This window comes from Thioalkalivibrio sp. AKL6, from assembly GCF_000376905.1.
GTDB classification, from domain to species: Bacteria; Pseudomonadota; Gammaproteobacteria; order Ectothiorhodospirales; family Ectothiorhodospiraceae; genus Thioalkalivibrio; species Thioalkalivibrio versutus.
This window is the reverse complement of the sequence record NZ_AQXS01000011.1, coordinates 343,336-354,981: the sequence shown is the minus strand read 5'-3', so window position 1 is coordinate 354,981 and position 11,646 is coordinate 343,336. Positions and strand designations below refer to the sequence as shown.

Annotated in this window: 13 protein-coding genes and 1 tRNA gene; 13 read left to right on the top strand and 1 reads right to left on the bottom strand. The window is 65.1% G+C overall.

Annotated elements, in window-relative coordinates:
- Positions 1-4: 4 nt before the first annotated feature.
- Entirely contained in the window at positions 5-304 is a 300-nt protein-coding gene (yhbY, locus tag D575_RS0112420; protein WP_018146243.1) for a ribosome assembly RNA-binding protein YhbY, read from the bottom strand.
- A gap of 67 nt (positions 305-371) precedes the next feature.
- Between yhbY and rlmE the strand changes: the two genes are divergently transcribed.
- The 13 genes from rlmE to nuoF all read left to right on the top strand — a co-directional run bounded on the left by rlmE (position 372) and on the right by nuoF (position 11,637).
- The gene (rlmE, locus tag D575_RS0112415; protein ID WP_018146242.1) at positions 372-998 is read left to right on the top strand and encodes a 23S rRNA (uridine(2552)-2'-O)-methyltransferase RlmE; all 627 of its coding nucleotides are present in this window, start codon (positions 372-374) and stop codon (positions 996-998) included.
- 43 nt (positions 999-1,041) lie between these two features.
- Complete coding sequence (gene ftsH, locus D575_RS0112410; RefSeq protein ID WP_018146241.1) at positions 1,042-3,021, top strand: ATP-dependent zinc metalloprotease FtsH; 1,980 nt, start codon at positions 1,042-1,044, stop codon at positions 3,019-3,021.
- Positions 3,022-3,125: 104 nt separating this feature from the next.
- Entirely contained in the window at positions 3,126-4,013 is an 888-nt protein-coding gene (gene folP / locus D575_RS0112405) for a dihydropteroate synthase (RefSeq protein WP_018146240.1), read from the top strand.
- Positions 4,013-5,353, top strand: coding sequence for a phosphoglucosamine mutase (gene glmM / locus D575_RS0112400; protein ID WP_018146239.1), 1,341 nt, complete (start codon positions 4,013-4,015; stop codon positions 5,351-5,353). The genes folP and glmM overlap by 1 nt, the downstream gene beginning before the upstream one ends.
- Before the next feature lie 145 nt (positions 5,354-5,498).
- Complete coding sequence (gene tpiA / locus D575_RS0112395; RefSeq protein WP_018146238.1) at positions 5,499-6,266, top strand: triose-phosphate isomerase; 768 nt, start codon at positions 5,499-5,501, stop codon at positions 6,264-6,266.
- Entirely contained in the window at positions 6,263-6,646 is a 384-nt protein-coding gene (secG, locus tag D575_RS0112390; protein WP_018146237.1) for a preprotein translocase subunit SecG, read from the top strand. Before tpiA ends, secG begins: the two co-directional genes overlap by 4 nt.
- Before the next feature lie 22 nt (positions 6,647-6,668).
- Positions 6,669-6,753: transfer RNA gene (locus D575_RS0112385), tRNA-Leu, on the top strand.
- A gap of 265 nt (positions 6,754-7,018) precedes the next feature.
- On the top strand, positions 7,019-7,375 hold the full coding sequence (locus D575_RS0112380; RefSeq protein WP_018146236.1) for an NADH-quinone oxidoreductase subunit A: 357 nt from the start codon (positions 7,019-7,021) through the stop codon (positions 7,373-7,375).
- Positions 7,366-7,842, top strand: coding sequence for an NADH-quinone oxidoreductase subunit B family protein (locus D575_RS0112375; protein WP_012982122.1), 477 nt, complete (start codon positions 7,366-7,368; stop codon positions 7,840-7,842). The genes D575_RS0112380 and D575_RS0112375 overlap by 10 nt, the downstream gene beginning before the upstream one ends.
- A gap of 17 nt (positions 7,843-7,859) precedes the next feature.
- Positions 7,860-8,579, top strand: a complete 720-nt coding sequence (locus tag D575_RS0112370) for an NADH-quinone oxidoreductase subunit C (protein WP_018146235.1) — start codon at positions 7,860-7,862, stop codon at positions 8,577-8,579.
- Entirely contained in the window at positions 8,572-9,825 is a 1,254-nt protein-coding gene (locus D575_RS0112365) for an NADH-quinone oxidoreductase subunit D (protein ID WP_018146234.1), read from the top strand. Before D575_RS0112370 ends, D575_RS0112365 begins: the two co-directional genes overlap by 8 nt.
- Positions 9,825-10,355: an NADH-quinone oxidoreductase subunit NuoE gene (nuoE, locus tag D575_RS0112360; protein WP_018146233.1), complete on the top strand. Its 531-nt coding sequence runs from the start codon at positions 9,825-9,827 to the stop codon at positions 10,353-10,355. The genes D575_RS0112365 and nuoE overlap by 1 nt, the downstream gene beginning before the upstream one ends.
- A 1-nt stretch (position 10,356) precedes the next feature.
- Positions 10,357-11,637: an NADH-quinone oxidoreductase subunit NuoF gene (nuoF, locus tag D575_RS0112355; RefSeq protein ID WP_018146232.1), complete on the top strand. Its 1,281-nt coding sequence runs from the start codon at positions 10,357-10,359 to the stop codon at positions 11,635-11,637.
- The last annotated feature ends 9 nt before the right edge of the window (positions 11,638-11,646 follow it).

Genomic DNA, 11,646 nt, shown 5'->3' with positions numbered 1-11,646 from the left:
GGGGTCAGGCCGGGTCCAGGGAGACCTTCGGGTCATCCGGGTTGCGGCGGAACAGGGTGGCGACATAGCCGACGCGTTGCACTCGCGCGGCGCCAGTGCGTTCACAGAGCTCTTCCACGGTGCCGTTGCGGACCTCGCGGTCGCCGATGTTCACCTTGATCTTGACCAGCTCGTGGTGGGTCAGCGCCAGCTCCAGCTCCGCCAGTACGGCATCAGTCAGCCCATTGCGGCCAATGGTCACGATGGGCTTGCGCGGATGGGCGAGGCTGCGCAGATGGCGGCGTTGCGCGTCGGTCAGATTCACAGGAGGCCATTTTCAGTGTTTAAACATCAAAATTGTAGCATGCCGTCCGCAGCTGCGAGGCCGCTCAATGCCCAAGCGTAGCCGCTCCAGTCAGCGCTGGCTGAAGGAGCATTTCGACGATCCCTACGTCCAGCGGGCCCAGCAGGAGGGTTACCGCGGGCGGGCGGTGTACAAGCTGCAGGAGATCAATGAGCGCGACCGGTTGCTGAAACCCGGCATGCGCGTGGTGGACCTCGGTGCGGCACCGGGCGGCTGGACGCAGTACGCCGCTCGGAAGATTGGCCGCAAGGGCGTGCTGATTGCCACGGACATATTGCCGATGGACCCGGTGCCGGGCGCGGAGATCGTCACCGGCGACTTCCGCGAGGACGCCGTGCTGGACGCGATACTTGCCCTTGTGGGCGATGAGCGTGCCGATCTTGTGCTTTCCGACATGGCCCCCAACCTGACCGGGACGGGTGCGGTGGATCTGCCGCGTTCGATCCATCTTTGTGAACTGGCGCTGGACTTGGCGACACGCATTCTGAACCCCGGGGGCGCATTTCTGGTCAAGCTGTTTCAGGGTGAAGGTTCGGATGCCTATCTGGCCGAGGTGCGTCGGCGGTTCGGCTCGGTAAAGGTGCGCAAGCCGAAGGCATCGCGGCCACGGTCACGCGAAGTGTACGTATTGGCGCGCGAGCCCCGGGATGTGTAAAGCTGCCAAAAGCTAACGATTAAATGTTCTTCGAGGTGTCGTTTTGAACGGTCTGGCCAAGAATCTGATCATCTGGGCGGTAATTGCCGTCGTCCTGATGTCCGTCTTCAACAACTTCGGCCCGCAGCAGCAGACGCAGGATGTTCGGAGCATTACGTACTCCGAGTTCATCCGCGACGTGCAGGGCGGTCGCGTGGACAACGTGACCATCAAGGGCGAGAAGATCGAGGGTACGACGATCGAGGGCCAGGCGTTTACCACGGTGAACCCGAACGACCCCGGTCTGATCGGCGACCTGTTGCAGAACAACGTGGAGCTGAATGCCCACGAGGAAGCCGAGCGCTCCCTGCTGATGAGCATCCTGATTAGCTGGTTCCCGATCCTGTTGCTGATCGCCGTGTGGATCTACTTCATGCGCCAGATGCAGGGCGGTGGTGCCGGTGGCAAGGGCGCGATGTCCTTCGGCAAGTCCAAGGCCAAGCTGATGTCCGAGGACCAGGTCAAGGTCAGCTTCAATGACGTGGCCGGCTGCGACGAGGCCAAGGAGGAGGTGACCGAGCTGGTCGACTTCCTGCGCGACCCGTCCAAGTTCCAGAAGCTGGGTGGCCAGATTCCGCGCGGCGTGCTGATGGTCGGCTCTCCGGGTACCGGCAAGACGCTGCTTGCCAAGGCGATTGCCGGCGAGGCCAAGGTACCGTTCTTCAGCATCTCCGGTTCCGATTTCGTCGAGATGTTCGTTGGCGTGGGCGCCTCGCGCGTGCGCGACATGTTCGCCGAGGCCAAGAAGCACGCCCCCTGCATCATCTTCATCGACGAGATCGACGCGGTCGGCCGCCAGCGTGGCGCCGGTATGGGCGGCGGTCACGACGAGCGTGAGCAGACCCTGAACCAGCTGCTGGTCGAGATGGACGGCTTCGAGGGCACCGAGGGGGTTATCGTGATTGCCGCGACCAACCGTCCGGACGTGCTTGACCCGGCGCTGCTGCGCCCGGGTCGCTTCGACCGCCAGGTGGTGGTGCCGCCGCCGGACGTACGCGGTCGCGAGCAGATCCTCAAGGTGCATATGAAGAAAACGCCGATCTCCGACGATGTGCGTCCGGATCTGATCGCGCGGGGCACGCCGGGTTTCTCCGGCGCGGATCTGGCCAACCTGGTCAACGAGGCGGCGTTGTTTGCGGCGCGCTCCAACAAGCGCCTGGTGGACATGTCCGACTTCGAGCGCGCCAAGGACAAGATCATGATGGGCGCCGAGCGCAAGTCTATGGTGATGTCCGAGGACGAGAAGAAGCTGACCGCCTACCATGAGGCCGGCCACGCGATTGTTGGCCTGACGGTGCCGGAGCACGACCCGGTCTACAAGGTCAGCATCATCCCGCGTGGGCGAGCCTTGGGTGTCACCATGTTCCTGCCCGAGGAGGACCGCTACAGCCACTCGAAGACGCGTCTGGAGAGTCAGCTGGCGAGCCTGTTTGGCGGGCGTCTGGCAGAAGAGATTATCTTCGGCAATGACAAGGTGACCACCGGAGCCTCGAACGATATCGAGCGCGCCACTCAGATCGCCCGCAACATGGTCACCAAGTGGGGCCTGTCGGAAAAGCTCGGCCCGCTGGATTACGGTGAGGAAGAAGGGCATCCGTTCCTGGGTGGGCAAATGGGCAAGTCGAAGCCGATGTCCGACGACACTGCGCGCCAGATCGATGCCGAGGTCCGTCACATCATCGATGCGAACTACCAGCATGCGAAGCAGATCCTGGTCGACAATATCGATACGCTGCACGCGATGGCGCGGGCACTGATGAAATACGAGACCATCGACGACAAGCAGATCGCGGACATCATGGCCGGGCGCGAGCCCCGCGAGCCGGCGGATTGGGATAGCGGCGGCGGTTCCGGTGGCTCGGCGCAGGCCAGCGACGAGGCCGAGGGTGGTGCCTCGGATGCCGATGGCGACGCCAAGGACGGCTCCGATGGCCGGGGTGACGATGACAAGGGTGTGGTCGGCGGTCCTGCGCCGCAGTCCTGATCCGTCCACTTCGTGACCGGGCTTGGGTCCGGTCGCCGCCACTGGCCGCCAGGCCCTCGTCCTGGCGGCCTTTTTCGTTGGGTACTCACAGGAGAACGCCGATCGTGCCGACTGACGCACCGGTACTGCAATGCGGGGGGCACGCCCTGGACCTCGGGCAGCCGCGCATCATGGGGATTCTGAACGTTACCCCGGACTCGTTCTCCGACGGTGGCCAGTACGCGCGGGTGGAAGATGCGCTGACGCGGGCCCGCGCCATGGTCGCGGAGGGGGCGGAGATCCTTGACGTGGGCGGCGAATCCACTCGCCCCGGTGCGGCGCCAGTGGCGCTGGAGGATGAGCGTCAGCGGGTGCTTCCGGTCATCGAAGCCCTGCGCGCGGAACTGGATGTTCCGCTGTCCGTGGACACCATGAAGCCGGAGATGATGCGCGAGGCGGTTGCCGTCGGTGCCGGGATGCTGAATGACGTGAACGGCTTTCGCGCCGAAGGGGCGCTGGCGGTCGCGATGGGGGCAGCCCGCGAGCGTGGCGTAGCGCTTTGCGCGATGCACATGCAGGGCGATCCGCAGTCGATGCAGCGGGCGCCGCATTACGACGATGTGGTGGACGAGGTGCGCGCCTTCCTCGAGCAGCGGGTGGCGGAGTTGTTGCGTGGCGGCGTGCCGCGCGGCCAGATCCTGCTGGATCCGGGCTTCGGCTTCGGCAAGACCCTGGAGCACAACGTCGCGCTGTTTCGCGGCCTGCCGCGCCTGGCGGCCTCCGGCTTGCCGCTGCTGGTGGGCGTCTCGCGCAAGTCGATGATCGGTCAGCTGCTGGATGACCGTCCGGTCGCTGACCGGGATCCCGGCAGTGCCGTGGCGGCCCTGCTGGCGGCACAGGCCGGTGCGCGTGTCCTGCGTGTGCACGATGTCTCGGCGACCCGTGATGCCCTGGCGCTATACTCAGCGTTGCGACCGGATGGTGGCGACGGACAGGACAATCGAGGGAACTGATGGGCAAGTATTTCGGAACCGACGGCATCCGTGGGCGCACCGGCGACTGGCCGATGACGCCGGAGTTTGCGCTGCGCCTCGGGTATGCCGTGGGCGAGGTGCTGGGCGAGAACGGCCACCGCCAGGGGCCAGTCCTGGTGGGCAAGGACACGCGCGTGTCCGGCTACATGTTCGAGTCGGCGCTGGAGGCCGGGCTGTCCGCCGCCGGGCTGGATGTCGCGTTGCTGGGACCGATGCCGACCCCGGCCATCGCCTACTTGACGCATACCTTCCGTGCCACTGCGGGCGTCGTGATCAGTGCCTCGCACAACCCATTTCACGACAACGGGTTCAAGTTCTTCACCCCCGAGGGCGACAAGCTGCCGGATGCGACCGAGGCGGCCATCGAGGCGCGTCTCGATCAGCCGGCACAGCCCATCAACAGTGCGCGTCTGGGCAAGGCCGTGCGCATCCAGGATGCCGCTGGACGCTACGTCGAGTTCTGCAAGAGCGCGATCCCGGCGCGTTCCGAGTTGCGCGGGATGAAGATCGTCATCGATTGTGCCCACGGCGCGACCTACAACGTCTCCCCGCACGTGTTCGAGGAGCTGGGGGCGCAGGTCGAGATCCTCGGCGCCAGTCCGGACGGCTACAACATCAATGACGGGGTCGGCGCCCTGCATCCGGAGAACGTCGCCGAACAGGTGCGGGCGACCGGGGCGGATCTCGGGATTGCGCTGGACGGCGACGGTGACCGGGTGATCCTGGCCGATGCCGATGGCACCGTGGTCGACGGGGACCAGATCCTCGGTATCCTGGCGCTGGCGCGGCAGCAGGCCGGGGGCTTCGACGGCGGTGTGGTCGGGACCCTGATGACCAACCTGGGGCTGGAGCAGGCCCTGGGGGCCGCCGGCATCCCGTTCGTGCGTGCGAAGGTCGGGGATCGCTATGTCCTGGAGGAGCTCCGCCGTCGCGACTGGACCCTGGGCGGCGAGGGGTCGGGTCATATTGTCTGTCTGGAGCACACCACGACCGGCGACGGTACGGTGGCGGCGTTGCAGGTTGCACACCTGATGCACCGTACCGGCCAGCCGCTCTCGGCGCTCGCAGCGGCCATTCCCAAGCTGCCGCAGTGCCTGATCAACGTGCCCGTCAGCGGTGCCGCGGCCGGCTGCCTGGAGGCCGAGCCAGTGCGCGCCGAGGTCGCCGCGGTGGAAGATCAGCTCGGCCAGCGTGGCCGGGTCCTGCTGCGTCCCTCCGGTACCGAGCCCCTGGTGCGGGTGATGGTTGAGGGCGAAGATGTCGACGAGACCCGCTCGGCCGCCGAGCGCATCGCAGACAGCATCCGGGCGGCGATCTGATCGCCGCTACGACGCCTCGCCTGCGCGCCCCGCGATGGCTTGGTTGATTTGCTACCGGTGCGCCGGTAACATCCCGCCGCTCTAATCATCATGATCGGACCCCGTGTATCTGCGGGGTTCGGCCGATCGCAGGAGGAAGATCCGCATGCGCACGCCGCTGGTCGCCGGAAACTGGAAGATGAACGGTTCGCGGGACGCGAACCGCGCGCTCCTGTCCGCCCTGAAGGGCAGCCTGGGCGACATCCGGGGCGTGGACGTGGCGGTTTGCCCGCCCGCGGTCTACCTCGCCGAAATCGCGAACGACCTGTCCGGTGGCTCCATCGCCGTCGGCGCGCAGGATTGTTCCGACCAGGAAAAGGGTGCCTACACCGGCGAACTGGCCGGCTCCATGCTGGCCGAGGTCGGTTGCCGCTATGTGATCGTCGGGCATTCCGAGCGCCGCGAGCGGCAGAACGAGGACAATGCCTGGGTAGCAGCCAAGTTCGTTGCGGCGCAGGCCGCCGGGCTGACGCCGATCCTGTGTGTGGGCGAGCAGAAGGCCGACCGAGAAGGCGGGCGCACCGAGACTGTGGTCGCCGAGCAACTCGATGCGGTCCTGGATGCGGCCGGAGTCGAGGCGTTCGACCGCGCCGTGATCGCCTACGAGCCGGTTTGGGCGATTGGCACCGGTTTGACCGCCACGCCGGAACAGGCCCAGGAAGTGCATGCATTCATCCGCAACCGTGTTGCGGGTCGTGACCCGCAGGTCGCAGCCGATCTGCGCATCCTCTACGGGGGCAGCATGAAGGCCGATAATGCGGCCGGCCTCCTGGCGCTCGAGGACATCGACGGCGGTTTGATCGGCGGTGCCTCGCTGGATGCCGACGCATTTTCCGCCATTGCCCGCGCCGCGGGCGAGCAGGTCGCGGCATGATTTACGGCCTGCTCCTGGTGGTCCAGGTCGCGGTATCGCTTGGCCTGATCGCGCTGATCCTGATGCAGCACGGCAAGGGCGCCGATGCCGGCGCGGCCTTCGGCAGCGGCGCTTCGGCGACGGTGTTCGGTGCGGCCGGGTCGGCCAACTTCCTGAGCCGCTCGACGGCCGTGCTGGCGGTGGTCTTTTTCCTCAACAGCCTGACGCTGGCGTATCTGGCGGCATCCAGCCCGGAGGCCGAGAGCCTGCTGGACCAGATGGAGGCGATGGAAGAAGAGGGCGATGGTCCGCCGGACCTCCCGGCCGAAGTGCTCCCGGGGCAAGAGCCCCCGGGTGGCAGCGGCCCACAATCCGGCCGGCCGGCCGATGTGCCCGATTGAGATCCGGTACCTGTACGAATTGGCAGATGTGGTGGAATTGGTAGACACGCTATCTTGAGGGGGTAGTGGCGCAAGCCGTGTGGGTTCGAGTCCCACCATCTGCACCAAATACTCGTTGCCCCGGGCCGCTGAATATCTGTCGGCGCCCGGAGTAATCAGCAATAAAAACAGCATCTTATAAAATTACGAATACTTGACACCGTTTTTGGGCATCACCTAGACTCCGTGCCCGGTGTACGGCTCTGCCGCGTCTCTGCGGGACCGAGTCGTACCCGCGCTTTCAACCAGCAACGCTGAACGGCTCGCCGGCGCGCTCGATCCACGCGACGCCTCGCGAACCTGCCCGCCTGAGGCGGCGTACGGGAGAGAGAAATGCTGGAAGGTTATTTACCCATCCTGCTGTTCATCGCAGTAGGCATCGTGATCGGCGTCGTGCCGCTGGTGGTCGGTATGGCCGTGGGTCCGCACAAGCCGGACGCGGCGAAGAATTCGCCCTACGAGTGCGGCTTCGAGGCCTTCGAGGATTCGCGGCTGAAATTCGATGTCCGCTTCTACCTGGTCGCGATCCTGTTCATCATCTTTGATCTCGAGATCGCGTTTCTCTTCCCGTGGGCCGTGTCGCTAGACACCATTGGCCTGTTCGGGCTTCTTGCGATGGCCCTGTTTCTTGTCATTCTGGTCGTCGGTTTCATCTACGAGTGGAAGAAGGGGGCGCTGGAATGGGAATAGAAGGCGTTCTTGAGAAGGGCTTCGTCACCACCTCGGCGGACAAGCTCATCAACTGGGCCCGCACCGGGTCGCTCTGGCCGATGACCTTCGGTCTCGCGTGCTGCGCGGTGGAGATGATGCATGCCGGTGCCGCGCGCTACGACCTCGACCGCTTCGGGATCATCTTTCGGCCGAGCCCGCGCCAGTCGGACGTGATGATTGTGGCCGGCACCCTGGTCAACAAGATGGCGCCGGCTCTGCGCAAGGTCTACGACCAGATGCCCGAGCCGCGCTGGGTGATCTCCATGGGGTCCTGCGCCAACGGGGGCGGGTACTACCACTACTCCTACGCGGTGGTGCGCGGTTGCGACCGCATCGTGCCGGTGGATGTCTATGTGCCGGGGTGCCCGCCGACGGCGGAGGCGCTGCTCTACGGCATTATCCAGTTGCAGAACAAGATCCGGCGCACGAACACGATCGCGCGCTGACGCACCCGGGGTAGCAGATGGCTGAACAAGACAACTGGACCGACGCCCTGCGGGCGGAACTGGGCGATGCCCTGGAAAGCCTGCACGAGGCGAACGGCGAGATTACTGTCGATATCGCACCGGGCTCCTGGCGCGAGGCAGGCGAGAAGCTGCGCGACGCCCTGGGCTTCGAGATCCTGATCGACCTGTGCGGGGTGGACTACCTCGAATACGGGCAGGACGAATGGGGCACCGACTCCGCCACCAATACGGGCTTTTCCCGCGGAGTCGAAGCGGCGACCTCCGGGCGTTTCACCTTCGATGATGCGCCGGAAGATTCCAACTGGGACGGCCCGCGGTTCACCGTGGTGGCTCACCTGCTGTCGCTCGAGCATAACCGCCGCGTGCGGATGCGCGCCTGGCTGAGCGACGAGGAGTTCCCCGAGGTCGAATCCCTCGTGGATGTCTGGGCCTCGGCCAACTGGTTCGAGCGCGAGGCCTTCGATCTGTTCGGCATCCTGTTCTCCGGGCATCCGGACCTGCGCCGCATCCTCACGGACTACGGCTTTGTGGGGCATCCGTTCCGCAAGGACTTCCCGCTGATCGGGCATGTCGAGATGCGTTATGACGCCGAGCAGGCCCGTGTGGTGTACCAGCCGGTGACGATCGAGCCGCGCGTGCTGGTGCCCAAGGTGATCCGCGCCGACCATCGCTACAGCGAGGGCGAGAAGCCGGGCGAAGGAGCCGAGAATGCCTGAGATTCGCAACTTCACCCTCAACTTCGGGCCGCAGCATCCCTCCGCCCACGGCGTATTGCGCCTGGTGCTGGAGATGGATGGCGAGGTGGTGCAGCGGGCCGACCCGCACATCGGCCTGCTGCACCGCGGCACCGAGAAGCTAGCGGAGAGCAAGCCGTACAACCAGTCGATCGGCTACATGGACCGTCTGGACTACGTGTCCATGATGGCCAACGAGCACGGCTATGTGCTTGCGATGGAAAAGCTGCTGGGCATCGAGGCCCCGCTGCGCGCGCAGTACATCCGGGTGATGTTCGACGAGATCACCCGCATCCTGAACCACCTGATGTGGCTGGGCGCGCATGCGCTGGATATCGGCGCCATGGCGGTGTTCCTGTACGCCTTCCGTGAGCGCGAGGACCTGATGGACTGCTACGAGGCGGTGTCGGGTGCGCGCATGCACGCGACCTATTACCGCCCCGGCGGTGTCGCGCGGGACCTGCCCGGCACGATGCCGAAGTATCAACCGTCCTCCTGGAAGTCGCAGGAGGTGGTGGATGACCTGAACAAGATCCGTCAGGGCTCGTTGCTGGACTTTATCGAGGCGTTTACCGAGCGCTTCCCCGGCTGTGTGGACGAGTACGAGACCCTGCTGACCGATAACCGGATCTGGAAGCAGCGCACCGTCGGGATCGGTGTGGTCGACCCGGATCGTGCCAAGCAGCTGGGCTTCACCGGCCCGATGCTGCGCGGCTCGGGAATCGAGTGGGACCTGCGCAAGAAGCAGCCCTACGAGGTCTATGACCGTCTCGACTTCGACATCCCGGTGGGCACCAACGGCGATTGTTACGACCGCTACCTGGTGCGCATCGAGGAGATGCGCCAGTCCAACCGCATCATTCGTCAGTGTGTGGACTGGCTGCGCCAGAATCCGGGCCCGGTGCTCCTCGAGGATCACAAGATCACCCCGCCGAAGCGCGAGGAGATGAAGGCCGACATGGAGGCCCTGATCCACCACTTCAAGCTGTTCACCGAGGGCATGTGCCTGCCGGAAGGCGAGGCCTACGCGGCGATCGAGCATCCGAAGGGCGAGTTCGGGGTCTACCTGGTCTCGGATGGTTCCAACAAACCGTATCGTCTGAAGGTCCGTCCGCCGGGCTTTGTGCACCTGTCCGCGCTGGACGAGATGGCGCGCGGCCACATGCTGGCCGACGTGGTCGCCATCATCGGGACCCAAGACATCGTATTCGGGGAGATCGACCGCTGATGGCTGCCGAACAGAAAACTGTCGCCTTCCACAAGCACGCCGCGAAGAAGGTCGAGCTGAGCGCGCACGAGCGCGAAGAGATCGATGCCTGGCTGGCGCGCTATCCCGAGGATCAGAAGCGCTCGGCCGTTCTGGGTGCTCTGCGTGCGGTGCAGCACGAGGATGGCTATCTCTCCACCGCGAAGATGGACGCCGTGGCCGACTATCTCGGGTTGCCGGCGATCGCGGTGTACGAGGTGGGTTCGTTCTACTCCATGTACGAACTGGAGCCGGTGGGCAAGCACACCATCATGGTGTGCGACAACATCTCCTGCATGCTGCGCGGCGCCGAGCCGATCATCGAGCACCTCGAGAAGCGTCTGGGCATCAAGCGCGGCGAGACTACACCGGACGGCAAGTTCTACCTGAAGCTGGAAGAGGAGTGCCTTGCAGCCTGTTGCGGCGCCCCGATGATGCAGGTGGACCACAAGTACTACGAGAATCTCACCCCCGAGCGGGTCGACGAGATCCTCGACGGTCTGGAGAAGTAGCATGGCCAACCAGATCTGCTTTGCGACGCGTTACCTGGATAACGCCGCCGCGCTCGAGACCTACAAGAGCGTCGGCGGCTATCAGGCGCTGGAGAAGGTCTACAAGGGCAAGATGGCCCCCGAGGACGTGATCGAGGAGGTCAAGACCTCCAACCTCCGCGGCCGCGGTGGCGCGGGTTTCCCGACCGGTCTCAAGTGGTCGTTCATGCCGCGCAACAGCCCGGGGCAAAAGTACATCGTCTGCAACTCGGACGAATCCGAGCCGGGGACTTGCAAGGATCGCGAGATCCTGATGTACAACCCGCACGCCCTGATCGAGGGCATGGCCATCGCCGGCTATGCGATCGGCGCGACGGTGGGCTACAACTACATGCGCGGCGAGTTCATGGACGAAGTGAACACGCGTTTTACGGCCGCGCTGCAGGAGGCCTACGAAGCCGGCTACCTCGGCAAGGACATCTTCGGCTCGGGGGTGGACTTCGATCTGCATCCGTCGCTGGGGGCCGGTGCCTATATCTGTGGCGAAGAGACGGCACTGCTGGAATCGCTGGAAGGCAAGAAGGGCCAGCCGCGCTTCAAGCCCCCGTTTCCGGCCAACTACGGCCTGTACGGCAAGCCGACCACGATCAATAACACCGAGTCGCTCGCCTCGATCCCGTCGATCATCCGCAATGGCGGCCAGTGGTTCGCGGATCTGGGTGTGCCCAAGTCCGGGGGCGAGAAGCTGTTCTCGGTGTCCGGGCATGTGAACAAGCCGGGCAACTTCGAGATCCCACTGGGCACTCCGTTCCAGGATCTGCTGGAAATGGCCGGCGGTGTACTGAACGGGCGCAAGCTGAAGGCGGTGATCCCGGGCGGATCATCGGTGCCGGTGGTGCCGGGCGACGTGATGCTGAAGGCCAACATGGACTTCGATTCCATCGCGCATGCCGGCTCCATGCTGGGTTCCGGGGCGGTGATCGTGATGGACGAGACCGCCGACATGGTGAAGTCCCTGCAGCGGATCTCTCGCTTCTATTTCTCCGAGTCCTGTGGCCAGTGCACGCCCTGCCGCGAGGGGACTGGGTGGCTCTACCGCATGCTCACTCGCATCGTCGAGGGCCAGGGCCGACCCGAGGACCTGGAACGGCTGGACGACGTGGCCAGCAAGATCGAGGGCCATACCATCTGCGCCCTGGGCGACGCCGCCGCCATGCCGGTGCGCAGCTTCGTCAAGCATTTCCGCCACGAATTCGAATACTACATCCAGCACGGCCGGAGCCCGGTGGCAGACGCCGCCTGACGCTCTACC